This window comes from Aquimarina sp. AU474 (assembly GCF_900312815.1).
GTDB lineage: Bacteria > Bacteroidota > Bacteroidia > Flavobacteriales > Flavobacteriaceae > Aquimarina.
This window is the reverse complement of record NZ_OMPE01000009.1, coordinates 612,157-637,588: the sequence shown is the minus strand read 5'-3', so window position 1 is coordinate 637,588 and position 25,432 is coordinate 612,157. Positions and strand designations below refer to the sequence as shown.

Sequence of the window (25,432 nt, the reverse complement as noted above, 5' to 3'; positions counted from 1 at the left end):
GGTCAACATGGCCTAATAGAAGGTCAATATGGCCCAACAGAAGGTGTTTTATAGATAACGTAAGATATAAAAGGCCTAAAATTGAGCGATACAACAATCGAGATGTACATGCAAATCCCTATAAATAATTTTAAGTCAATTAGAAATCCCCTAGATTTGTGAAAAACATAATAGAAATATGTGTACTAGTGCACATATCCAATTGTTGGCAACAAGCTAAAAAACCAGACTAAAAAGTGAATTTCATTTTAACTACCTACATCTACCCAATCGACAAAGAAATTCAAATTTCAAGTAGATTTAATTTTTCCCTTGACAATCCAAGAACTGAAGAAGAAATACAAGCGGTAACTAGCTATCTAGAAAAATCAATGAATAGTCCATCTGAATTTTACCAAGATGGTTGGAATGCGAACTTACCAATTCATATAACAGAGGAAACAAAGGACTATGTTTCCGTTGAAAGTACATTACAAAATTTTGAAGAAAACTATTCAAAGGTTGACAAATATGTAAAGAAGTTTTTCAAGAATAATAAAGACAAAAGCATACTTGAAAAGATTGCAAGAATGTGGATAGTTGGGAGATTTGATGACGAAGGACATTTTGAGAGTATGAAAATTACAAATAAAGAAATGCAAGAAAGTGGTGAACGAGGTTTTATAATGTTGGATAAAGGTAACCCTGTCGTTGACAACTCTAATAATCTTACTAATTTTTCGCATTTAATATCACTTTTACTACATACAGAAGGAACAGATTATTTTGGAAAATCATTTTTTTTACATCAAGAACATTTATCATCTCAGGAACTAAAAATTGATAGATTCTTAAATCAAACTATCTTAATGTTTGCATTTAAATCACATACATCCGAAATTCATCACGAACAAGAAAGATGGTTATCAATTCTACATATAAAGGAAGATTTAATAAAACTGAGTAATGAATTAGATTCTATCATAGATGAATCCAATGAAGATAAAATTCTATTTGTATCTAATCTACTAAAAATTGCAAGCGAAGAAATCAAGGATTCAAGATATAAACTTGTGACTTTGATAAGTATAATTGAACTACTATTAACCCATAGTCCAAATTATCAAAGATTTAATGTTGAAGACTCAATTAGTAAACAATTTAAATTAAAGACAAGTATTTTAGTATATCAGAACAATAAGGAAATTGATTTAGGTTGGTTAAAAAATAGATTGCGAGATATCTATAATCAAAGGTCAAATATCGCACACGGAAACTTCAAGGAATTGGAAAAGTACTTAGAAAAAGAAGTTAAAAAATTAGACCCAAAAGAAAATACACTCAACTGGTCAAATGAAACTCTGAAAGATACAATACTAGACAATCTAATAAGTGATGTTTATTCTTTTATCAGAGCCATTATGGAGGAATATATTAAGGATAGAAAAATGGTTGAATATTTAAAGGAAAATTAAAAGCCAGTTGCCAACAATGCCTATAATTAATACGGGCTTTGGTGTTTAACCCAAAGTTTAGTGTATTTTTATAATATCCGCCAAATCTTTTTGATTTGGCTTTTAAAAATGAAAAATTAAAACAAAATAAAAAGTTTTGGCTAATTGCTTAATCGGAAATTAATCGCTTTTTAATCCCGTACTAACCATAGCCTAGACGTTGTAGTCAATTTGAAAAAAATAAAAATGCAAAAAACAATTCTGTTAATATTATCATTCATTTCTTTAATAGGTTGTTCTAATGAATCTAAACAGAATAATGGAAACCTACGTCAGTACAATACAGAGACCATCAAAAGTAAATTAAGTGTTCCATATACAACCTTTAGCGAAGGTTATAGAAGTTTGGATGCAGAAATGATTAGTAATTCCTATACTAAAGATGCCTTACTAATTAATGTTTACAATGATGCTGAACCTAAATCATTCAAGGGTAGAAAGAGTATTTACAACTTTTTTTCGGAGAATTTAGAAAGAGCAAAAAAAGAGAGTTTGAATATAAGAATAACCTTTAAAATTTTACATAGACAAATATTGGATGAAGGCATTTTGGATAATGGATATTACAAATTGGAAATATCATCTCCAAATCAAGACATAAATGAGAGATATGGAAAATTTTCAATTGTACTAACGCAAAAACTTGATGAATGGAAATTTAGTGTAGATACGAATGCATCATCTACTAAAAAAGAATACGAAGAAGCAATTTTAATAGAAAATCAAGTTTTAAAAGAATAAAAACTGCCTACAACACGGTATATAATGTATGCCCTTCGGGGCACACACCATACACTACCGTTAGCTGTAATTTAACTTAACAAATGAACAAAGTCTTAACATCGATAATCTTTATACTTTTTATAAGCATTGGTTTTAGTCAAAACGGAAAAATTTTATCGAAAAAATTAGTAGATATTTCAAAAACGCCAATTTGGAATAGGATTTCACAAGATGGTCAACTATATTCTAACTTTAAACATCTTAATAAATTAGACTTTTATTTCATCACTTACCAAAGTGACAACCTAAAAGTTCGTGGAATAGTAATCGAACCTAAAGAGAACGGAAAATATCCTGTTGTAATTTTTAATCGTGGTGGAAATAGAGATTTTGCACAATTAACTGTTGGTACTTTAATTATGTACGCTTCCAAATTAGCTGAACAAGGTTATGTAATAATTGGTAGTAACTATCGGGAAAAAGATGAATTTGGTGGAGCAGAAATAAACGATGTACTAAATTTAACAGAAACTGTCAAAGAAATTGATAAGGCTGACCCAAATTGTATTGGAATGTTTGGTTGGTCAAGAGGCGGAATGATGACTTATCTTGCTCTTCAAAAATCAGACAAGATAGAAACAGCTATTGTCGGAAATGGACCAACCGATTTGTTTGGACTAATCTTTGACAGACCAGAAATGGAATCCAAAGTTATTGCGGAATGTGTGCCAAATTATCTGGATAATAAAGAATCTGAATTAAAAAAACGTTCGGTAGTTTATTGGGCAAATGAATTAGACAAAAGCAGTAGCCTTTTAATTTTATGTGGAACTAATGACAAAAGAGTGAATCCAAAACAAGCAGACATAATCGCAAAAAAATTAACTGAAATTAATTACGACTTTGAATTGAAAAATTACCAGACCGACCACTATTTTACAGAATATAAAAGTGAATTAAATAAATTGGTAATTGATTGGTTTGACAAACGATTAAAAACATAAAAAAACTACAGCCAACAATGGCTAAAAAATCATAACTGCCCTGCGGGACAGCAACGCTTTTTAGCCGGAACGTTGGCAATAATTAAAGAGTATGATAATTTAGATTAATCACTCCCTTTCATAGAGTGGAAGGAGGAATTTAATTAAATCTTATTTATGCTAATTTTCCCCAAAAAGTAAATTCATCTCACACAAGTTTATATTAATTATCAAAAAAATAATTCCTTGTTTGGTTTTTTTAATAAGCAAACTGTAACATTTACCACGCTAATCGATCTTTACAATAACAATAAATTTTTAAATATAAAAAATGAGGTCATCTTTATTTTTTGTAATCTTATTACTTATCAGTTTTACCGCAAAAATATCATTTGCACAAAATAACTCATCTATTGACTCGATTATTCAGTTAAACAAGTATACTTTTAAAATTGTAAACAATGAACTTGTTGGAAGTGGTAAAGACTTCCTTAAAAAAGAAGCTAAAAATTCTCAATTCTTCATGATTGGTGAATTACATGGAAATAAAGAAACACCAAAATTTACTTCTGCAATTCTTAAATTATTAAAACCTGAAGGATACAACAATTTTGCTGTTGAAATTGGTCCTTTTAGTAAGAAAAAATTACTCTCTATTATTGAACAAAAAAATGGTGTTGATTCCTTGTCAAAATTTTACAAAAAATACAATTCAAATGGTTTAACTAATCCTATTCCGTTTTTTGATGCAATTGATGAAGTTAGAATGTTAGGAGTTGCTTTAACCAATGATTATAATATTTGGGGAATCGATCAAGAGTTTGTTTATTCAGCTTCCTTTTTATTTGATGATATCTTTAATAAGATTAACAAATCAAAAAATAATTCTGAAGACTATGAAAACCTCTATAAAAAAACTCAAATTTCTCTAATAAAACATCTTACAACGAAATCAAAATCAAAATTTAATCTTCTTTTAAAGGATAAGAATATTTGTGAATTTATTTCTGAATCAAAAGGGATAGATAAAGAGGTAACCACCCTATTGATAGAATTAGAAAAAAGCTGGAAAATATATGCTTATGGAAATGGTCCGACAAAGCAATATTTTGAAAGTAATAATTCCAGAGCAATTATGATGAAACATTACTTTTTCGACTATTACAAAAAGGCTTTATTAAAGGAGTCAAATCCTAAAATGATTCTAAAAATGGGTAGTATGCATACTACTTATGGGAAAAACCCATTAACTATTTATGACATTGGAAATACCTTATATGAATTAGCAATATTAAATAATTCTAAAAGTTTCAATCTTGCTCTTGCTGGCAGATACTATATTAGAAGTAGTGGCGAAAAAATTGACCGGTTGAAGTATGTTCCAGAATATAAAAAATTATTTGAACATCAGAAAGAAAATATGTGGACTCTCTTAGACTTGAGGCCTCTTAAAAAGGCCATTTACAATGGAAAAATTAAAATAGACGATAAAAAATTTAAGAATCTGCTTTTCAGATACGATTCAATTCTCATGAAAACTCTTACAGCAGCTACAGACGACATTAGGGATTATAAAAAATAGATTTAGTAACTAATATCACTTACTGAAAACAAAAGTGACTCAACCTAAATTGAAATTTCAAAAAGCAACATAATCGGTATTTTTAAAACTATAGCCAACAACGTGTATAATTAATTGCGATGGAATTTCCTACTCGGAAATTCACGCGCAATAGCTATCTTTAGTTCTTAATCGGAAAATAATAACTGATTTCCCTCAACAAACCATACACGAACACGTTGTAGCACATTTGAGAAAAACTGGAACAAAATCTAATCTTTAAAATTTATTAGTGAAGTAAAAACAAGATAAACCTATGAATATATACAAGGGAATATTGGATCACGTAGCCAAGTATGTTGAGTTATCAGATAGTGAGACAGAAGAGTTTATTTCGATATTAAAAACCACTAGGGTAAAGAAAAGGCAATTTATTATCCAACCAGGGTTTGTATCTGAATATCGAAACTATATTGTAGAAGGGGCGGTTAGGGTTTTTTATTTAGATGACTTAGGAAAAGAGCATACTGTAATTATTGCAATAGAAGACTGGTTTTTTACGGACTTTTACAGTTATATACATAGAACATCGGCAGAGTATTATGCTGAAGCACTTGAGGACTCTCTAATTTTACAAATGAAATATGAAGATGTTGAAGAACTTTGTAGTAGAATACATTCTTTATGTCAATACTTTAGATTATTTACAGAACGATCTATGGCCCATTCTTATAAAAGAACCATTTCTAATATTAGCAAAACCACAGAAGAGCGATATTGGGAGTACGTTAATAAATATCCTCAAATAGCAAACAGAGTACCACAGTATGTCTTAGCATCATACTTAGGTATTTCTCCAGAATCAATAAGTCGAATCCGCTCTGGTAATAAAAAAAATTGATATACATCAATTTTAGTTCTTGATATAGGTCAAGCTTTTTTCTTAATACATATCATATTTACTTTTTCAGTAATGACGCAACTTTGTTATGTCAACAATTGACAAATATTAGTTTAAGTTTTATTTAAAATAAATTCCGTAAAACTAAACTGTATTCTTTTAGAAATAAAAAAAGTAAATAATTTATTATGAAAGCAGTAGTATATAAGGAACGAGCAAAAATTGAGGTCGTAGATATACCAAAACCACAGTTATTAAAAGATGATGATGTTATTGTGCGCATTACACTTGCAGGTGTTTGTGGTGCAGATTTAGAATTCACCCAAAATGGACCAGAAATGGGGTTATATGAAGGCATGCGTATAGGGCATGAATTTGTAGGTGTTATAGACCAGGTAGGCAAAGGTATTCATTCATTAAAAGCCGGAGACCGTGTAATAGCATCGGCTATGTTCGTTGATGGGGATTGTTATTATTGCAAACGTGATTTACCTTCAGCATGTGACCATGGAGGTTTATTTGGAACTCCGCTTTTTGCTCAGCATGGAGGGGAAGATATTCAGGGAGGACAAGCTGAATTTATACGTGTTCCTTACGGTAATTCTTCATTATTCAAACTTCCAGAAGGTTTAACTGGAGATGAGCATGACACAAAAGTTCTTCCATTAGGAGATAATTTTGCTACTGGTTATCATGGTGCATTAAATGCGAATATCAAGACAGGAGAAACCGTAGTAGTTATTGGTGATGGCGCAGTAGGTTTAAGCGCTGTAATGGCCGCCACATTATTCGGCCCATCTACTATTATTTTGGTAGGGCGCCACGATAGTCGATTAGAACTAGCAAAAACTATAGGAGCAACCCATATAGTGAATTCAAAAAATGAGGATCCTGTAGCATTTGTAAAATCACTTACCGAAGAACGAGGTGCAAATTCTGTGATCGATTCTGTAGGTAATAAAACAGCAATTGCACAAGGTATGGAAATGACTCAGGCTGGTGCATCGATAAGTGTTCTAGGGTTTGGACATCTTTATGAACCCGTTGAACAACCTTATTCATCTGCTCTATTTAGAAACATCACAATTCATACAGGTGTTGTAAATGTAGCTGCATATATGGAAAAATTACTTCCCATTGTAGAAAGAGGCGTTATAGATCCTAGTAAGATTTTTACTGATATTTTACCATTATCAGAGGCAGAAAAAGGATATGATTTGATGCGTGATCGTACTTCTGGAACGCTTAAAGTGGCATTACGCCCTTAACCTTTTCGAATTAGAAATTTAAAAAACAAATAATCTATCATGAAAAAAATATATTTCATATTCATCGTAAACACAATTATTATGACACAAGTACAAGCACAAAATAACGATCTACTGTTGATTGAAAAAACAGTTAATTATTACTTAGATGGAATGACTACGCACAATGCAAAGTCTTTTGAAAAAGCTTTTCATCCCAATGCAACTATGAAATGGGTTGACAAAAAATATGAAGATGTAAATGCTGTTGAGGCGCTTAGCGCATATGTTAACGCAAATGATCCTGTAAAAACAAAAACCAATATTATGGCTATTAATATAGCAGGAGATGCTGCCAACGCTCAGTTAGAACTGGAATACGATACGTTTTCTTATATAGATTTTATGCATCTATTAAAAATTGATGGACAATGGAAAATTGTTAGCAAAACGTATTCCACAAGACCTAAGAGTGATAAGAAATAGAAAATAAGAATTGGCCCAAGTGTAATTTTTACAAAAATAATTATGACTATGTATTTACTTCCAATTTCAGCAATTGTTATTGGTGTTATTATTGCTTTTATAACTAGAAAACAAAAAGCCATAGGTACTAAACTTTTATTATCATTTAGTGGTGCATTTCTATTAGCATTAACTCTTTTTGATTTATTACCAGAAGTGTACCACCATTTAGGTGCTAAGCAAACCGGACTTTTTATAATGTGTGGTATCTTATTACAAATTATTTTAGAGTTTTTATCTGAAGGTGTAGAACACGGGCATGTACATACGCATAAAGAAGATGGAAAATTTCCTTGGGTTTTATTTATAAGCCTTTGTATTCACAGTTTTTTAGAAGGATTTCCTATTCATCATCACAATGAAATGGTGTATGGTGTGTTAATTCATAAAATTCCAATAGCCACATTAATCACTGCTTTTTTATTGCAATCTAACTATAGTAAAGTACAAATTACTGGTTTTTTAGTTGTATTTATGATAATGACACCATTAGGAACATTTATATCTAATAATATGTTTTTACCTACTAATTATATAGATGTTATTAATGCAATAGTAATTGGCATCTTTTTACATATTGCTACAACTATTTTGTTTGAAATTGGTGAAGGTCATAAATTTAATTTATCTAAGCTGGTAGTGATATGCTTAGGTGTATTTATCGCTAATTTGATTTGATATTATTAAAACATAAGATAAAGTGGTTTCCAAATGTTTCTACGATTAGTCCTTAAAATATATTTTGTATTCTAGCTTAACTAACGAATATTTAAAATGATAAAATACCTATTAATATAAAACGTACTAGAACAACGGCTATAGTTCATTGTGGCGGAATTTTCCATTTAAAATTCCTATCTTTCAATCATCACTTGGTTCTCGCGGAATGGTCCTACCGGACAATTCCACAACGAAACCATAGCCCAACCGTTCTCATCAATTAAAACAATCTATGTTATTAAAATCAAGAAAATACTATTACATCCTATTCTTTCAAGTTTTTTTATTTTACTCTTGTAAAATTTATAGTCAAATCGGCAGTGATCAAAAAAGAGAGTATATTACTCAAAAAACAGAAACTACACCAATAATTGATGGAGTTATTAATGATGAAGCTTGGAATATTATAAAATGGAGTGGTAATTTTTCTAGAAAAGATACTTTATTAAAAGAATATGACACTAAATTTAAAATTATCTATGATAACAAATATCTTTATGTAGGAGTTAGATGTTATGATAAAAAACCAGATTCTATACCATTATTCCCTTCACCTCGTGATAATTCAAGTAATGATTGGGTTGAGATTGATTTGGATACTAATTTAGATAAAAAAACAGGATATGCTTTATCTGTAAGTCCTTATGGCATAAGAACAGACGCAAATATTGAAACAGACGAAAACTTTAATGATTCTTGGCATCCTAAATGGGATGTAGCAACTAATATTGATAATATTGGCTGGACTGCAGAAATGAGAATTCCTTTTGATGAACTAGAAATTTCAAATCAGAAAAATCAAAAGTGGGGATTACAAGTAGTAAGGAAAATAATACGTTTTAACGATGTGTCAAATTGGCAAATCCCAAACGTAAATGAGAGTTACGTGGCGCAGTTTGGAATTCTTTCTGGGTTACAAGATATTCCAGAAAATATAGTAACTCCTATTTTTTACAATCAAGGCCGAAAAATATCGATTTCTGAACTTAAAAACGATATTAATCAACTAAAAACTGTTTTAGAAGGGATCTATCCATCTTTGTATTGGTTTTCTTCAAAAAAAGAAATAAACGAACTGTTTAAAAACTCAAAAACCAGTATTAGGTCGCCAATGACAGAACTAGAATTCTATAAATTACTAGCACCTATATTTTCAAAAATAGGGGATTTACATTCTAGTTTAAGACCTTCAAAAGCATTAGATTCACATATTAAGAATACATATAAAATCCTCCCTTTGGGTGTTTTGGTTGTTAAAGATGATATATTCGTAGTCCAAGATTGGACCGGTAAGAACATCTTTAAAAGAGGAGATAAAATAACAATGATTAATGGTATTTCTAGTAAGGAATTACTTAAAGAGATGAGAAATTTTATTACTTCTGATGGCTACAATATAAGTTATAAAAATGATAGAATACGTTCTAGGTTTAATATTTTATTAGCAATTATTTTAGGGAATAAATCAGAATATGAAGTCACTTACAATACGTTAAATCAAGAATTTAAGAAACACAAAGTCACAGCGATTTTAAGAAAAGATTTTAAGGAAAATACAATTCCAAGAACGCCTAATAAGTTACGAGATAGATACCGAAATTTTCATTTGTTAGACAGTACAACAGCGTATTTATCACTGCGTTCTTTTAATGGAGGCGATAATTTCAGAAATTATATAGATCAAACATTTGAAAAAATTGCGCAAGAATCTATCAAAGATTTAATTATTGATTTACGATATAGCTATGGTGGGCAAGATTGGAACGGAAGTTATTTATATAGTTATTTGGCACAAAGTAACTACCTATATTTTAAAAGATATGAAACCAATACAAGTCTTAATAAGGATAAATTAGAAAACATAGACTGTTGTATTTCAAAAGAAGATTTAGAATTTTTAAACATTGTTAGTAGTAAAGATGAGGAAGGAATACAAATGGTAACCAACTACGAACTTTCCGGATATAGAGATCCAGAACAAAATATAAGACCACGCAAAAATAATCGATATGACAATAACGTTTATATTCTTATTAATGGTGCAAACATATCTACTTCTTCAGATTTCAGCTCCCTTGCAAAAGATAAAAAACGTGCAGTTTTTATTGGTGAAGAAACTGGCGGTGGTTATTTTGGAAATACAAGTGGAATTATACAGTCCTTTGTTTTACCCAATTCAAGATTGATTGCTAGAATTAATTTTATTAAATATCTAAATAATAGAGAAAGAATTGATGCAACCTTTGGAAGAGGTGTTTTCCCAGATCATGTTGTTATTCCAACACAAAAAAGCATAGCTGAAGGAACAGATATAGAGCTTGATTATACAATAAAACTTATAAAATCAGAAAAAAATAAAACTAATGAGAACAATGGTTATAAGTAATTGCTTGTTCTTGCCTACTCGGAAATTCACGCGCAATAGCTATCTTTAGTTCTTAATCGGGAAATCATAACTGATTTCCCTCAACAAACCATACACGAACATGTTGTGCGTCATATACGAATGAAAAAACACTGATGATAAAGATTAAATTATTTACAGCCATAGCTCTGTCGTTTATTTTAAATTCTTGTAATGGACAAAAAAGCAAGAAAGAGATAGAACAATCTGTAAATTCAGAAAAGAAATTAGAAGACAGTAAGTCAAATACTTACAACACTGACCACTCTTTGTTTTATTCAGATATCAATAATCAAATTAGTCAAGTTGTAAGGACAATTTTTCAAGATAGTAAAGGTAACATTTGGTTTGGAGGAGAGGGTGGTGCTTTTAAACTAACTGGTGATTTATTAATTCATATTGATAGTATTAAAAGCGAATCTGGAAAAGATGTCACCATAAAAGACATTACAGAAGATAAAAATGGGATAATTTGGCTTGGACATACAGATGGTCTTAGCAGTATTAATGGAGAAAAAGTGACAAATTATTACGAATCTGACGGATTAATAAGCAATGATGTATGGTCTATTGCTGCTGATAAAAGTGATAGAATTTGGATTGGAACTATAGATGGTGTGTGTGTTTTTAATGGTCAAGAGTTCACAAAATTTGTACTTCCCGAAGGAAAAGTAGATTCAACTGTAGGTATTTCAAGTACAACAATGGTTCATAATATATTCGCAGATAGGAATGGCACACTATGGTTTAGTTCAAATGCCGGTCTATTTACATACGCAAATAATTCACTTATAAATATTTCTAAAAAAGCAGGAATTCAAACGAATTTTGTCAATGAAATTTTCGAAGATAAACATGGTGAATTATGGGTATCAACAAAAGATGGACTCTATAGTTTAATAGATAATAAGGCGGAAAATATTACAAAAGGGAAAATTGAAACAGGAAAAGGGATAGGAAGCATAGCGGAAGACAAAGACGGAAATCTATGGTTTGTTTCAAACCAACACTATTTATATACTTATGATGGAAATGAACTCATAAAATTTCAAAAATCAGGAGATAATAAAGGTCCAGTAGTTTTTCAAATATTTAAAGACCAATCCAATAGGCTTTGGTTTGTTGGATTTGGTGGTGCTTTTAGATTAGAAAACGGTATATTTATTAATGTAACTAAGAATGGCCCTTGGTAAATAAAATACGAACGCACAACAATGTCTATATATAATACGGGAAAAAGCGCTGATATGAAAGTAATTACACAAAATGAACTAATCGCTAATCAGAAAGTTAAGTGCCTTAAAACCCCCATTACGCATAGCCGAAAACGTTGGCAATAATTACCGAATATGACTAACAAGAAAACTTAATCACACAAAACCTTAGTTGAACTACAAAGAATCACATATCTTAATCCTAAATAATATTTCAAGATTTATTGATTTAACCGAGTTAGAAAAGCAGAAGTATCTCTCTTTGCTTACGGAAATTAGCATAAAGAAAAAGGCATTTTTAATGCAAGCTGGTGATATAACTGCATATGAGTATTTTATTACTAAAGGCTGTTTAAAAGTGTATACTCTAGATGATGACGGCGCACCACATATTTCCATGTTTGCTGTAGAGGATTATTGGACAGGCGATATGGCTAGCTTTATGACTAAGGAGCCGACACGCTATTTTATAAAAGCTACTGAAGATTCTGAATTGCTGGGTATTTCAAAGGCCAATTACGAATTGCTATTTCAAGAGATACCAAAGTTTGAACGATTTTATCGTATACTATATCAAAAATCCTTAATTAGTTATATACGACGCTCAAACCATGGTATTTCATTAACCGCAGAGGAGCGATATATCGAATTCAAGACAAAATACCCAAATATTGTTAATAGAATTACTCAGAAAGACTTAGCTGGTTATATTGGTATCACGCCCGAATTTATGAGTAAGATTATCACAAAAGTCAACCGAAGGTAAAAGTCTTAAACTAGTTCATTTTTTTTCATGTGTTCCTTTCGGAATTTTGAAGCATGAAAAAAGTTATCATCATCGGTTCTCTTTTAATCATTGGGTTTTTAAATCCTTTACAAGCACAATTTACTCAGATAGAATTGTTTTCGGGATTTGATAAAACAGATTTCACGCTATTCGCAAGTTATCCTATTAATAAAAGTCAGACGCTAAGTCTAAATGCGCTGGCTTTCTTTCAAAAGTTTAAAGAAGAAAACCAAGAATTTGATGAGATTGGTGTACAACCCACATTGTTTTGGAATATTACCAAAAACATTGCTATCGGTTCTTCCATATACTATAACAGCTTTGCAGGCTATTCTGAGAGGCTATCGGCAAAGTATACATTTAAAAGTTCACGCCTGTTATTTGTATTAATGCCAACAGTTGCGCACTCAGAGAAAATTGATGCTAGTTACACAGAAGTATTTATACAATTTCAATACAACAAACCTCTAAATGATAATCTATCACTCTGGTTAAACGGTCAGTTCTTAACCATTTGGGATCAGTTTAAAATACATTCAAGAAGCTATCAACAGTTGCGGATAGGAGTGTCTTTTTATGACCATCAGCTAGGTATTGGTTTAGATATTGACCAATACGGATTGAAGCCTATAAAAAAAACATCTGTCGGATTTTATTATCGAATAACTATATAATCAATTTTAAATCTTAAACATTATGAAAAAATTAGTAACACAACTTTTAAAAACAAATCCAAATATTGGATTTAGTATCGCACGATGGACTCTAGGCTTAGTAATATTCCCTCATGGTGCACAAAAATTATTAGGTCTTTTTGGTGGATATGGATATTCCGCAACAATAGAGTCATTGACCACACAAATGGGTTTGCCAAGTATTGTAGCCTTCTCAGTAATTATGATAGAGTTTTTTGGCTCTATTTCATTGGTTCTTGGATTCTTTTCTAGGTTTTGGGCCACAACACTTGTTGGCATGTTTACAGGTATCATTATTACTACACAGTTAGAACATGGTTTTTTTATGAACTGGTTTGGTAATCAAAGAGGTGAAGGTTACGAGTATTCCCTTCTAATTATCGGTCTTGCTTTAAGTGTTGTAATTAATGGTAGCGGAAAATGGTCCATAGATGGTTTAATCTCAAAAAAATAGAAAAATGAAAAAAATAATCACAATTGCAGGAAGTAATAGTCAGAATTCAATCAACAAAAAGTTACTGTCGTATACATCGGATTTACTAGAACATATAGAACGTATCTCCATTGACTTAAACGATTATGTGCTACCTGTTTATGGTGTTGATTTCGAAGATGAAAATAGCATACCAACAGCCGTAAAAAGACTCAATGAAGTATTTGATAACGCTGATGGATTTATAGTAGCACTAGCAGAACATAACGGAACCTACACAGCAGTATTTAAAAATACTTTAGACTGGTTGTCTCGTGCAAATATAAAAGTATGGCGAGACAAGCCCACACTCTTAATGGCAACATCACCTGGTGGTCGCGGTGGAGCTACTGTATTACAAGCAGCGGTTAGCTATTTTCCTTTTTTAGGTGCTAATGTCGTAGCAGATTTTTCCTTGCCTAGTTTCTTTGACAATTTCTCAGAGGATGGTATTTCAAATACGGACTTAAAGAAAGAACTGATTGAAAAAGCTCAACTTTTTGAACAGCAATTAAATAACCAGTTTCAATGACTAAAAAACTATTGCCAATAACGTGTATAATTCATTGCTAGTACTCGCCTACTTACGAAATCCCTCACGGATTTTCTATTCGGTTTGTATTTGCTAAATTAGGTGCTGAAACGCGCAAAAAATCATGCTAAAAAACACACCTATTATATTCTTAGTCTTTTTAATGGTTTTCTCAAAGGGGTATTCCCAAGAAATAGAAACATTAAGACAGAAAATTGATAGTATTTTAAATACCAAAAAAACAATTGTTGGAGTCGCAATTAATGGGATGAAAGTTAACGACACATTAAGTATTAATGGTCAAAGACACTTTCCAATGCAAAGTGTTTTCAAATTTCCAATTGCATTGACTATTTTATCAGAAGTTGATAATGGTAATCTTTCACTTGACCAAAAAATTGACATCAAGCAAAGTGAACTGTTACCTGGATTATGGAGCCCAATAAGAAAAAAATATCCCAAAGGAGTTAAACTTACCATTGCAGAAATTATTGAGTACACTGTCGCTTTGAGTGACAATGTTGGGTGTGATGTTTTGCTAAAATTGCTCGGAAAACCACAAGCTATTGAGAATTATTTTTCAAGCCTTGGGTTTAAAGATTTTGCTGTGAAAATAAACGAGGAGACTATGCAGAATAATTGGGATTTGCAATTTTTAAATTGGATAACCCCAATAGAAGCTAATAAGATTCTGGCAACATTCTATGAAAATAAAAATGGTTTACTTTCCCAAGAGAGCTATGATTTTATTTGGAACATAATGAAAGGAACCAAAACTGGAAAAAACAGATTAAGAGGCCAATTGCCAGAAGAAACAATTGTCGCACACAAAACAGGCTGGTCAGGAAAGCATAAAGAAACAGGAATAACTGCTGCGGTAAATGACATTGGAATTGTGTTTCTTCCGAATGGAGAACACTTGACAATAAGTGTTTTTGTGACTGAATCTAAAGAAGACTTTAAGACTAACGAAAAAATAATATCTGATATTTCTAAGATGACTTGGGATTATTTTATGGATGAGTAACAGATAATCCTAATCAAATATCGAATATGCCAGCAGGTAACAAGGTGTATAAATATAGCTAGTAAAAGCTTTACCAAAGGGAAGTGTGTCGTATAAAATAGTGTAATATGAACTTTGACACCAATGACGTAAAGGTGACATAAACATGACGTAACAGATCCTCAGATTTGAAACTACTTTTGTTTTTAAACTAAAAAATAAAAGAAAATGAAGAACAACGAACAAGCAAGAAGGATTAAAGAGATCAGAAATCGCAAAGGTTTTTCACAAGAAGAATTGTCTGAAGAGTCGGGATTAAGTCTACGAACAATTCAGCGAATAGAAAATGGGGAAACGACACCACATGGTGATTCATTAAAAAAATTAGCAATTGCACTTCAGGTATCACCCGATGACATCATTGATTGGCAAATACGGGAAGATAATAGTTTAATAGCAATGCTAAATTTGTCACAACTTGGATTTCTGGCATTTCCTTTACTTGGAATACTTATACCACTAGTAATATGGATTCTTAACAAGGATAAAATAAAGAATATGAATTCGGTAGGAAAATCAATCCTTAATTTTCAAATAAGCTGGACATTATCATTGTTCATATTCAATATTCTCATCGCAGTAGGTGCGCTTTTGGTAATGGGAAATCTTCGAGAAACTATATTATCGGTAATAATTGTAACAGTTGTACTTTACATATTTAACCTATTCATGATCATAAAAAACACCATCTTTTATAATAAAAAAGATATGGTAAATTACAAACCAACGTTGAATTTTTTAAACTAACATGACTGTAGAATACTACACAACAATGACTATAATTAATACGAGTTTGGGAGCTTAGCCTAAAGTTTAGTGTGTTTCTATACAGTCCGTCAAATAAAATATTACGCGGTAGCGAAATGGTCTATTTTGGCTTTAAAAGAGAAAAATTAAAACAAAATCCAAAAGATTTGGCTTGTGACTAAACCGAAAGTAATTATTTATTTTCTACCCAACCTACCATATATTTAACGTTAGCAATAATTAAAACAAAATCAGTAACCTAAAGAAAAGATATCGCGTCTAATAAGAAAAATATGGTATGAAAAAATTATTAAAGATTACAAAATGGTTGATAATTACAATTTTCGCAATAACACTTTTATCTATTTTATACCTTCGGTTTTCAAGATTTTCAGACAAAATGATATATCAAACTAATGATACTAGTTATACCGAATTTAAATCTGAATTAAATTATGAAGAATTTTATTTTGAAGTAGATGATGATGTAAAATTACACGGAGTCCTTTTTAAACCTGATTCAATTACTTCTATTGGTACCATTTTTCACTATTCTGGAAAAGGAATGCATCTAAATTCTTCAATGCAAGAGACCTATAGACCATTTTTAGATAAAGGTATTCAAGTTTTTTGTTTTGAACGTAGAGGTTTTGGAAAATCGAAGGGAAAAGCGACGAACACCTCAACCTTAAAAAAAGATGCTCTTTTGATTTTTGATGAAATAGTAGCCATGGATAATGTTTCGGGAAAACCTGTAATAATTTGGGGACAATCTTTAGGCGGAACTTTTGCAACAATGAATGCAAGTCACCGTCAGGAAAAGATTAGTGGATTAATTTTAGAAGGTACTTTTGGTTCCTTTCCTGACATTGGAAAAGTTTATGCTAATGCACTAAATTTAGAAAATTTTAAATGGGTTGTTCCACTAATAATGAACAACGATTTTCCTGCGAAAGAAGAAATTAAAAAGTTAACAATTCCAACAGTAATTATTCATAGTAAGACAGATATACAGGTCCCATATGAATTAGGAAAAGAAATATTTGACGAAGCAAATAAAGGCAACACCAAATTTTGGGATATTGATAGTAAACACATTATGGGTATCTATGATTATGAGAGTAAATACGTAGAAGAGTTTATGAAAATGACAAGAAAATAACTATTGCTAACAAGGTGTATAGTTCATTGTTCTGTTGTTTAATGAACTTTCGGGGATTTATCGCGAAATCCCAACACGTTTTCCTCTTTTTGCTATCTTAGTCTCTACGCGACGAAACCATACACTTAACGTTGTGCATAATGATAATTTAAAAAATGGAAAGAAAATATCTATATTTTGCTTATTGTATTTTACTGTTTCTTGTGGGATGTAAAAAAAATAAGGAAATAAATAATATGCAAATAGACCATATCATATTAGCAATAAATGAGCTTGATTTGGGAGTTGCGCAATTTGAAGAATTAACTGGGATAAAAGCTACATACGGTGGTGAACATCCAAATAGCAACACTCACAACGCAATTGTACCTATGAATGATCGGGTTTATATTGAAATTTTAGCTCCAAAAAAGGAATTGGATACGATTCCAGAATTTTTCAAAAACATTAATATACTAAAACCCATAGGTTTTGCAATATCTACGGATGAAATAGAATTATTGGAAAAAACAATTTTAGATTCTGAATTTCAAACAAAAGGAATTGAAGATTGGTCAAGAGAAAAACCTAACGGAGATAAACTAGAATGGAAATTATTACGGATAAATAATCCGGCGTTAAGTATTAACCCTTTCTTTATAAGCTGGTCTGACAAAACAACTCATCCTTCAATTCAAAAGAACACAATGTGTTATTTGACAGAATTTGAGGTTACAACTCAATACAAGGATCATATAGAAAATATTTTATCCAAAAATAATTCAAAGATTCAATTAATGAAGATTAGAAATGGTGATACACCACAACTCAAATTCACCCTAGAAACTCCAAAAGGAAAAGTGATATTTAAATAATTATGCACAATACGATGTATATTCACCTTGGCAAATCGTTGGTCTTCGCTAACGCTACTCAAAGGATTATAACCAAACAAAACAGACACAAGATCGCTTTATACAATTATAAGAAACTATTATAGGGTATTAGGTTTTCAGTAAATTGAAATAGCTTACAAAGTTTAATTTACAGGCCCTTACAAAACAAGTAAATTGTATGAAGCTAATCTCAAGATATCTTCAACAACCAAATATCGTATTTCCTTATTCCTTCAAATAAAATTATTCTGAAAATAAATTCAGAAACTACCTCGAGCTTAGCCTTAGCGCATTTAATCTCGATCGAGTAAAATACTTTGCTACCGGGTTGATTCCCTTTTTTAAAATCCCAAAAATACCCAGTTATGTCCCTTGTTTAATTGGTTTTAGCACGAATTGTTGGGTGTTTTCTTCATATGATCATTCTTTGTTTTTAAATAATATTCAAAAAGTCATACAAAATGTCAAAAATGGAAAAACAGTTACAGTTGATAATGTCTGCCATCTTTATGGTATTGGCAGGCTTTAGTGGTTATGGTCAAAATGTAGGAGACCAATTTACCGATGATGACATCACCTACGAAATTACCTCTACGGCTCAGGCCGAAGTTAAGATCGTGGACTATACCGGTTCGGCAACAGAGGTGGACATCCCCCCAACGGTCAACAGCAACGGCACCGATTACAATGTGACCGCTATTGGTGAGGACATTGATGATTTTAATTCTGGGACGCGTCCTTTTGAGGATAAAGGATTAACCCGTGTCACCATACCCAACACAGTGACCATTATCGGGCTAGGTGCTTTTAACAAAAACGCATCCTTGACAGAAGTGACGATACCAGAAAGTGTCACTATTATCGGGAAGTGGGCCTTTGCCCAAAACAATCTAAAGGAGTTGACCATACCGGCCAGTGTGGAATCTATTGGAGAACAGGCCTTTTTTAATAACAGAATGCTTGCCATTGTGAGGCTCGAGCGTAATCCACCACCAGAATTTCATGAAATAGCCTTTGAGCGTGTAGGAGAAGGATTTTTGGGCAAAACAAAAGTTGTGGTGCCCTTAGGTGTTATCCAGGCATATAAGGATGCAGGGTGGGCGGACATAAAGGAGTTCGGAACCATCACCTCAGGGTTCACTAATGTTGGTGATATTACATATGGAATCACTACCAATCGACCCGAAGCAACGGTGATTGACTATATTAATAGTGTACATCATTTGACCATTCTCCCAAATGTGGATATTAACGGGAGCAACTACCCGGTGACCGCTATAGGTGCTGACGCTTTTCAAAATACTGGCGTATTTGCGCTGTTAACGGTTACCATACCGGGCAGTGTGAAAAATGTTGGACCCGGGGCCTTTTATAGGTCATGGGACACCATTAGCGATTTGATAATGACCGGCGATGAACCCCCGACGCTCGATCCAGATGCCTTTGAGCATCTACGACGTGGCACAGTAGAATTGATAGTGCCCGAGGGCAAGGAGCAAGAATATGAAAATGCAGGGTGGACGGGTTTCGAGGAGATCTTTTCACTCAAAGGGCGGCTCCATCTCAATTCTTCCTTCCTTTGGGAAGTCACATCGTTATCCCCCAATGAAGTAAAACTCGTGGACTATAGGGGCTCTGGAGGTGACCTGGAAATCCCCTCAGAAATCGAATACCTCCGAAACAGCGAGGGTAACAGTACATATTCGGTCACGTCTATTGGAGACAGAGCTGCGGATAGAGAGGGCTATTCGGGCAAATTGACCAGCGTTGTGATACCCGATGGTGTGAGATCGATCGGGGATGCTGCCTTTGGGGGAAATAATCTGATCGCGGTTGACCTGCCCGATGCTTTGGAACATATCGGGTTAGGTGCTTTTGAACAGAACCAATTGACCAGTGTGACCATACCGGACAATGTGAAAGATATTGAAAGATTGGCCTTTAACGGCAACCAATTGACGGAGGTTACCATATCGGGCAATGTGGATGATATAGATCAGTTTGCTTTTGAGGATAATCCAAACCTTCGTTTGGTGACGGTGGAGGCCGACGATCCCCCAGTGCTCCATAAGAATACCTTTGTAAATGCAGACCGTGACCAAATAGATCTTGTGGTGCCCCTGGGCACCAGACAGACTTATTTGGATAGCGGGTGGGAGGGGTTCAGGTCCGCCAGCTTCGACACCTTTACCGTTGATGGCATCACATACGTCATTACCTCCCTGAGCGAGGTAATGGCGGTGAACTATACCGGTACGGCCACAGCGGTGACCATCCCCGAAACGGTGGATCATGGCGGGAACACCTACGATGTGACCGCTATCGGGGGAAAAGCCTTTCAAAACAAGGAACTGGTCAGTGTTCAAATTCCTGTTGGTATTACCAGTATCGGAGAAAGAGCTTTTGGGAACAACGAACTGGCCAGTGTTGAAATTCCATCCAGTGTCACCAGTATCGGGGAAATGGCTTTTAGTGATAACCTATTGACAGAGGTGACCATACCGAGCAGTGTTCAAAGTATAGGGGCCCAGGCCTTTTATAACAACCCGGAGCTTGATCTGGTGACGGTAGGGGCCACCGACCCACCGGCGCTCGATGCAATTGCTTTTGTAAATGCAAGCCGTCACCAAATAGACCTTGTAGTGCCGATGGACACCAGACAAGCTTATTTGGATAATGGGTGGGGCGGGTTTAGATCCATATCGGATGGCAGTACCCCCCCTAGGCCGACTATTGATGCCCCACAAAATGTTGATGGCTCAGAACCCTTTACGGTAAACATTAGGTTTGATGACGAGGTCACAGATTTTGGGTTGTGTGGTATCCAGGTTGCTAATGCCATGGTAAGCGACTTTACAGGGAGCGGATCAACATATACCGTTACCATTGTACCCGAGTTGCTCTGTGATGGCAACATTACCATCAATGTACCGGCCAATATGGTCATGGGCACAAACAGTTTATCCTATCTGGCGGCACAGCTGGTAAACGTAGCTGTTGTGGATACTATTGCTCCAACAATAACATGTCCCGTCGATGTGGAGGCCAATGCTTCTGATAATGGTACTGGCGATTGTACCACTACTGTCGACCTTGGAATCCCTGTTACCGCCGACAACTGTTCTGTTACCACTGTTGTCGCCCAAGTAAATGGTACAGATATAGACCCCGATACCTATGAGTTCGGTATCGGAGAAACAACCGTGACCTGGATTGTAACAGATGATGCTGGAAATACCGCTTCTTGTGGGCAGATCGTGACCGTTGCTACCGGGAATTGTAGTAACTCTAAGGAGCCGCTTATGGATTTCAATAGAGGGTTTTCTCCTAACGGCGATGGCATTGGCGACACCTTGGTAATTGAAGGATTAGAAAAATACAAAAACAACGTGGTGAAGATATACAACCTGAGCCAACGCTTGCTGTTCAGCGCCCATTATGGGGGACCGGGCGATGGTTGGAACGGCACCCATAAAGGCGAGCGAGTACCCGTTGGCTCCTATGTATGTGTGATAGACTACAACGAATCGGGGCTGGACTACGAGACAAAAATGATATATGTCAATTACTGATTGTTCCTCTAATCGAAAAGAGTTCTCCGGTACCCGCGCAAGGACTCCCGATGTAAACTGGCAGGAGTTCGAAAGGGATTATAAAGCCCGCGCATTTGCCGAAAGTCTGTTGGCACGGGTACAAAGTATTGCCTATCAACTAGAAAGTACTAAAATTTTGCACGATTATGATAATTATCAGAATGCATTAAATGATTATGCATATTCTCAATATAGCAAAGGTGCAGGAAAATTGGGTTTTACAGAAAAAGTAGCCGAATTACGACAGTTTTTTAATCGCTCCCGTACCACTTTAAAAACCAATGATACCCAAGAATAGTAGATTAGATTGTTGGAGGAGATAAGGAAGATAGAAAAATGAAAATATAAAGCACTGTTAATTATTTGATTAACAGTGCTTTTTTTTTGTTTCTTTTCAGGTTCATCGGGATGGCAGCACTATAGATGAGTACATTACTATGATCTCGAATGAAGTCGAGAGGTTATTCTTCTACAAAAAGATAATTAAGCTGCGAGGTATTGAATTTGGTATTAAAGCTTTTAATTTCTTCAGAAATTAATTTATCAAAAGCACCTAATTGCTCATCTATTTTTTTAACTAATTCGTTCTTAACAGCAATATCTTGAGCAGTTGGACCAAAATCTCCCATACCCACCAAAGAGTTTAAATGCCCTAGTTTATTGGTAAGTTTTATAGGGAAGTTTAAAGGATCCTGATTACTTTTATTTTTTGTTTGATATAGAGCTTTTTCTATATCTCCAAATTTTTTCTGTAATTCTTTAGCTTTTTCAACCAACTCTTTAGTTTTTGGGTCATCTTTATATTGAGTAGAGAATGCTTTAAGCTGGGTATTGATTTTCTTTATTTTTTTAATTGATTTATGAGCTTTGTCTACCGTTTTATTTACACTGGTTATAAAATCAAATTGTGTTTGCATTTCTTGTGCCGAAGCTTCTGCTCTAGGGTCTGCGATAATTTTGAAGGATTGATTAGCTACTTCTTTCTTATTTACAGCTAAACTTACTTTGTAGGTTCCAGGAACGGCTTTAGGACCATCAAGGTTTGCCCACCATAAAATCATTCCTTTTAACTTTTCGGCACCAGCACCTCTCATATTCCAATTAAATTGATTGGCTCCTTTTTCAATATCAGTCAGTTTATCGCTTTTTTCTTTACTCGAAGTGCTGTATGATTTTATAGTATCATTTTTGGCGTTAAAATAAGTAAGTGAAATGGTATCTTTTTCTTTATCGTAATCTTTGAGATTAAAATAAGTCATCACACCTGCAGGGTGATTAGTTCCTTCTGTTTTAGAATTCTTTGCGCTACCTCCTCGCATTCTGTATGTGTCCTTGGGCTGAAACAGTGCATAATTTTGAGTTTTGAAGTTGTCATTAAGTTGATGTAAAACAGTTAGATCATCAATAATCCATAAACTTCTTCCTTGAGTAGCAACAACTAGATTATTTTCTTTGATAGTTAGATCGGTAATGGGTACAATAGGAAGGTTTAATTGAAAAGCCTGCCAGTTTGCACCATCATTAAAAGAGATATACATACCTGTTTCTGTACCAGCATATAACAAGCCCTTTCTTTTGGGATCTTCTCGAAGTACTCTGGTAAAGTGTTCTGGGTTAATCCCGTTCGTTATTTTGGTCCAGGATTTTCCAAAATTTGTGGTTTTATACAAATAAGGTGCAAAATCGCCAGATTTATATCGGGTACCAGCGATATAGCAAGTTCCTTCATTGAAGATACTTGGTTCTATACTGTTAATCATCATCCATTCTGGCATACCTTTGGGAGTTACATTATTCCAAGATGTTCCTCCATCTTGACTTATATGTATTAACCCATCGTCACTACCTACCCATAACACTCCCTCTTTTACAGGGCTTTCTGCCGCTGCAAAAATGGTACAGTAATACTCTACAGAAGTGTTGTCTTGTGTAATAGGACCTCCCGAAGATTTTAACTTTTCAGGATCATTTCGGGTTAGATCTGGGCTAATTACATCCCAGCTTTGACCCTCATTTTCGGTTACATGTACGTGATTAGAAAAAGTATATAATTTATTGGGGTTATGTTTAGAGAATAGTATCGGGAAATTCCATTGAAAACGATACTTCATATCCTCTGCACCATGCCCCATTGGGTTATCAGGCCATACACTTATAGATCTAATAGATTCAGTTTTATGATTTACACGAGTTAAAAACCCGTCATAACTTCCGCCATAAACAACATCGTTATTTTTAGGATCTACTGCAATATGAGCAGATTCACCACCAGCAGTTCTTTCCCAATCATTTTCGGATATTGATGTACCCGTACTTCTATGATTAATTCTTATAGTAGAATTATCTTGCTGTGCAACATATATACGATACGGGAAACTATTATCTGTAGTTACTCTATAAAATTGCGATGTTGGTTGATTGTGATATGTACTCCAAGTTTCGCCCCCATCATAAGTTATTTGTGCACCGCCATCATCACCCATAATCATACGTTTAGGGTTTTCTGGGGCAATCCAAAGATCATGGTGATCGCCATGAGGCGCTCGGTAACTGCTAAAGTTTTTTCCACCATCTTTACTTTTATGATAGGATACATTTACCACGTAAACAACATCCTTATCTTGAGAATCTGCATAAATACGTGTATAATACCATGCACGTTGCCTTAGACTTCTTTCACTATTCAATAAAGACCAAGTTTCTCCTCCATCATCACTGCGATATACCCCGCCTTTTTCTTTGTTTTCTACAATTGCCCATACTCGCTCACTATCTACTGGTGAAACCGTAACTCCAATAATACCAAGGGTATCCTTTGCGAATCCCTTGTTTTTTGAGATTTCTTTCCATGTTTGACCACTATCGCTACTTTTCCAAAGTGCAGAGCCATTTCCTCCAGAACTCAAACTATATGGTGTTCTTCTGGCATTCCAGGTTGAGGCATACAAAATTCTGGGATTATTTGGGTCCAGAGTTAAATCTACTGCTCCTGCATTTTGATTGGCAAACAGGACTTTTGCCCATGTTTTTCCACCATCAATACTTTTGTATACGCCTCGATCTTGAGTGGGTTTATATATGTTTCCTAGAACTCCTGCATATACAATATTTGGGTCTGTAGGGTGGATGGCAATTCTTGGGATATGTCTGCTTTTTGGAAGCCCTGATTGCACCCAGGTTTTACCGGCGTCAACACTTTTCCAAACACCATATCCCGAAGATACATTTCCTCGAAGTGTTTTTTCACCACCACCAACATAAATTACATTAGGATCGCTCTTGGACACAGCAATCGAACCAATTGATCCACCAAAAAAACCATCAGAAATATTCCCCCAGGTACGTCCGCCATCTGTTGTTTTCCAGACACCTCCACCTGTTGCTCCAAAATAAAATAGATTTGGTTTTCCTGGTACTCCCGTTACCGCAGCACTTCGACCACCTCTAAAAGGGCCTATTAATCTATATTCGAGAGCATCATATAATTCTTGATTATAAGATTGAGAGTGTGTTGGTAAAATAGTTAAAAAGCCAAAAAAAAGTAAAAGAATTACTTTGGAAAATCGTGAATACATCTGTGTTGAGTTTTTATGTTTAAAAACCTTAGTATAGTGTATAAATTCGTAAAAAAATAGATTTGATGGCATACGAAAGTCAGGAATTAAAAAGAATTCAGAAAGATTTTCACGTAATTTTAACCTTGGTATATATGTGATCATTGTTATTTTTGAA

General features: G+C 33.8%; 21 protein-coding genes. 20 read left to right on the top strand and 1 reads right to left on the bottom strand.

The genetic code is table 11. The features are described from left to right. Window positions 1–236 precede the first annotated feature (236 nt). The 20 genes from DK508_RS16400 to DK508_RS16305 all read left to right on the top strand — a co-directional run bounded on the left by DK508_RS16400 (window position 237) and on the right by DK508_RS16305 (window position 21,998). Window positions 237–1,454, top strand: coding sequence for a hypothetical protein (locus DK508_RS16400; protein ID WP_109301872.1), 1,218 nt, complete (start codon window positions 237–239; stop codon window positions 1,452–1,454). Window positions 1,455–1,679: 225 nt separating this feature from the next. After that, window positions 1,680–2,234: a hypothetical protein gene (locus DK508_RS16395; RefSeq protein WP_109301871.1), complete on the top strand. Its 555-nt coding sequence runs from the start codon at window positions 1,680–1,682 to the stop codon at window positions 2,232–2,234. A gap of 83 nt (window positions 2,235–2,317) precedes the next feature. Then, window positions 2,318–3,220, top strand: a complete 903-nt coding sequence (locus DK508_RS16390) for a S9 family peptidase (protein WP_109301870.1) — start codon at window positions 2,318–2,320, stop codon at window positions 3,218–3,220. 310 nt (window positions 3,221–3,530) lie between these two features. Then, a complete protein-coding gene (locus tag DK508_RS16385; RefSeq protein WP_109301869.1) occupies window positions 3,531–4,781 on the top strand; it encodes a hypothetical protein in 1,251 nt (416 codons plus the stop codon). Between the two features lie 295 nt (window positions 4,782–5,076). Then, window positions 5,077–5,661 (top strand): Crp/Fnr family transcriptional regulator, encoded by a 585-nt coding sequence (locus DK508_RS16380; RefSeq protein ID WP_109301868.1) that lies wholly within the window; start codon window positions 5,077–5,079, stop codon window positions 5,659–5,661. A 188-nt stretch (window positions 5,662–5,849) separates the two neighbouring features. Then, complete coding sequence (locus DK508_RS16375) at window positions 5,850–6,929, top strand: zinc-binding dehydrogenase (protein ID WP_109301867.1); 1,080 nt, start codon at window positions 5,850–5,852, stop codon at window positions 6,927–6,929. A gap of 81 nt (window positions 6,930–7,010) precedes the next feature. Continuing rightward, window positions 7,011–7,394 carry a nuclear transport factor 2 family protein gene (locus tag DK508_RS16370; protein WP_160114757.1) on the top strand — a complete coding sequence of 128 codons (384 nt, stop codon included), beginning with the start codon at window positions 7,011–7,013 and terminating at the stop codon, window positions 7,392–7,394. Window positions 7,395–7,436: 42 nt separating this feature from the next. Further along, window positions 7,437–8,111 (top strand): ZIP family metal transporter, encoded by a 675-nt coding sequence (locus tag DK508_RS16365; protein WP_109301865.1) that lies wholly within the window; start codon window positions 7,437–7,439, stop codon window positions 8,109–8,111. A 274-nt stretch (window positions 8,112–8,385) separates the two neighbouring features. After that, complete coding sequence (locus tag DK508_RS16360) at window positions 8,386–10,539, top strand: S41 family peptidase (protein ID WP_109301864.1); 2,154 nt, start codon at window positions 8,386–8,388, stop codon at window positions 10,537–10,539. Window positions 10,540–10,673: 134 nt separating this feature from the next. Continuing rightward, window positions 10,674–11,750 carry a two-component regulator propeller domain-containing protein gene (locus tag DK508_RS16355; RefSeq protein ID WP_109301863.1) on the top strand — a complete coding sequence of 359 codons (1,077 nt, stop codon included), beginning with the start codon at window positions 10,674–10,676 and terminating at the stop codon, window positions 11,748–11,750. 283 nt (window positions 11,751–12,033) lie between these two features. Further along, window positions 12,034–12,537, top strand: a complete 504-nt coding sequence (locus tag DK508_RS16350) for a Crp/Fnr family transcriptional regulator (protein WP_235016424.1) — start codon at window positions 12,034–12,036, stop codon at window positions 12,535–12,537. Between the two features lie 53 nt (window positions 12,538–12,590). After that, entirely contained in the window at window positions 12,591–13,232 is a 642-nt protein-coding gene (locus DK508_RS16345) for a hypothetical protein (protein WP_109301861.1), read from the top strand. A 22-nt stretch (window positions 13,233–13,254) separates the two neighbouring features. Continuing rightward, window positions 13,255–13,707 (top strand): DoxX family protein, encoded by a 453-nt coding sequence (locus tag DK508_RS16340; RefSeq protein WP_109301860.1) that lies wholly within the window; start codon window positions 13,255–13,257, stop codon window positions 13,705–13,707. A gap of 4 nt (window positions 13,708–13,711) precedes the next feature. After that, window positions 13,712–14,257 carry an NADPH-dependent FMN reductase gene (locus DK508_RS16335; protein ID WP_109301859.1) on the top strand — a complete coding sequence of 182 codons (546 nt, stop codon included), beginning with the start codon at window positions 13,712–13,714 and terminating at the stop codon, window positions 14,255–14,257. A gap of 124 nt (window positions 14,258–14,381) precedes the next feature. Further along, a complete protein-coding gene (bla, locus tag DK508_RS16330) occupies window positions 14,382–15,284 on the top strand; it encodes a class A beta-lactamase, subclass A2 (RefSeq protein WP_109301858.1) in 903 nt (300 codons plus the stop codon). Between the two features lie 207 nt (window positions 15,285–15,491). Beyond that, window positions 15,492–16,070 carry a helix-turn-helix domain-containing protein gene (locus DK508_RS16325; RefSeq protein ID WP_109301857.1) on the top strand — a complete coding sequence of 193 codons (579 nt, stop codon included), beginning with the start codon at window positions 15,492–15,494 and terminating at the stop codon, window positions 16,068–16,070. Window positions 16,071–16,368: 298 nt separating this feature from the next. Beyond that, window positions 16,369–17,232 (top strand): alpha/beta hydrolase, encoded by an 864-nt coding sequence (locus DK508_RS16320; RefSeq protein ID WP_109301856.1) that lies wholly within the window; start codon window positions 16,369–16,371, stop codon window positions 17,230–17,232. A gap of 236 nt (window positions 17,233–17,468) precedes the next feature. Further along, window positions 17,469–18,086 carry a VOC family protein gene (locus DK508_RS16315; protein WP_160114756.1) on the top strand — a complete coding sequence of 206 codons (618 nt, stop codon included), beginning with the start codon at window positions 17,469–17,471 and terminating at the stop codon, window positions 18,084–18,086. A 482-nt stretch (window positions 18,087–18,568) separates the two neighbouring features. Then, window positions 18,569–21,679, top strand: coding sequence for a leucine-rich repeat protein (locus tag DK508_RS16310; RefSeq protein ID WP_109301854.1), 3,111 nt, complete (start codon window positions 18,569–18,571; stop codon window positions 21,677–21,679). Further along, a complete protein-coding gene (locus DK508_RS16305) occupies window positions 21,666–21,998 on the top strand; it encodes a hypothetical protein (RefSeq protein ID WP_109301853.1) in 333 nt (110 codons plus the stop codon). The genes DK508_RS16310 and DK508_RS16305 overlap by 14 nt, the downstream gene beginning before the upstream one ends. Before the next feature lie 163 nt (window positions 21,999–22,161). Here the strand turns inward: DK508_RS16305 and DK508_RS16300 are convergent, their stop codons facing one another. Continuing rightward, on the bottom strand, window positions 22,162–25,275 hold the full coding sequence (locus tag DK508_RS16300) for a glycosyl hydrolase (RefSeq protein WP_109302742.1): 3,114 nt from the start codon (window positions 25,273–25,275) through the stop codon (window positions 22,162–22,164). Window positions 25,276–25,432: the final 157 nt, after the last annotated feature.

Coding starts and splice junctions, on each gene's coding strand:
- DK508_RS16395 (WP_109301871.1), top strand. CDS start 1,680: ATGCAAAAAACAATTCTGTTAATATTATCATTCATTTCTTTAATAGGT.
- DK508_RS16390 (WP_109301870.1), top strand. CDS start 2,318: ATGAACAAAGTCTTAACATCGATAATCTTTATACTTTTTATAAGCATT.
- DK508_RS16385 (WP_109301869.1), top strand. CDS start 3,531: ATGAGGTCATCTTTATTTTTTGTAATCTTATTACTTATCAGTTTTACC.
- DK508_RS16380 (WP_109301868.1), top strand. CDS start 5,077: ATGAATATATACAAGGGAATATTGGATCACGTAGCCAAGTATGTTGAG.
- DK508_RS16375 (WP_109301867.1), top strand. CDS start 5,850: ATGAAAGCAGTAGTATATAAGGAACGAGCAAAAATTGAGGTCGTAGAT.
- DK508_RS16370 (WP_160114757.1), top strand. CDS start 7,011: ATGACACAAGTACAAGCACAAAATAACGATCTACTGTTGATTGAAAAA.
- DK508_RS16365 (WP_109301865.1), top strand. CDS start 7,437: ATGACTATGTATTTACTTCCAATTTCAGCAATTGTTATTGGTGTTATT.
- DK508_RS16360 (WP_109301864.1), top strand. CDS start 8,386: ATGTTATTAAAATCAAGAAAATACTATTACATCCTATTCTTTCAAGTT.
- DK508_RS16355 (WP_109301863.1), top strand. CDS start 10,674: ATGATAAAGATTAAATTATTTACAGCCATAGCTCTGTCGTTTATTTTA.
- DK508_RS16345 (WP_109301861.1), top strand. CDS start 12,591: ATGAAAAAAGTTATCATCATCGGTTCTCTTTTAATCATTGGGTTTTTA.
- DK508_RS16340 (WP_109301860.1), top strand. CDS start 13,255: ATGAAAAAATTAGTAACACAACTTTTAAAAACAAATCCAAATATTGGA.
- DK508_RS16335 (WP_109301859.1), top strand. CDS start 13,712: ATGAAAAAAATAATCACAATTGCAGGAAGTAATAGTCAGAATTCAATC.
- bla (WP_109301858.1), top strand. CDS start 14,382: ATGCTAAAAAACACACCTATTATATTCTTAGTCTTTTTAATGGTTTTC.
- DK508_RS16325 (WP_109301857.1), top strand. CDS start 15,492: ATGAAGAACAACGAACAAGCAAGAAGGATTAAAGAGATCAGAAATCGC.
- DK508_RS16320 (WP_109301856.1), top strand. CDS start 16,369: ATGAAAAAATTATTAAAGATTACAAAATGGTTGATAATTACAATTTTC.
- DK508_RS16315 (WP_160114756.1), top strand. CDS start 17,469: ATGCAAATAGACCATATCATATTAGCAATAAATGAGCTTGATTTGGGA.
- DK508_RS16310 (WP_109301854.1), top strand. CDS start 18,569: ATGTCAAAAATGGAAAAACAGTTACAGTTGATAATGTCTGCCATCTTT.
- DK508_RS16305 (WP_109301853.1), top strand. CDS start 21,666: ATGTCAATTACTGATTGTTCCTCTAATCGAAAAGAGTTCTCCGGTACC.
- DK508_RS16300 (WP_109302742.1), bottom strand. CDS start 25,275: ATGTATTCACGATTTTCCAAAGTAATTCTTTTACTTTTTTTTGGCTTT.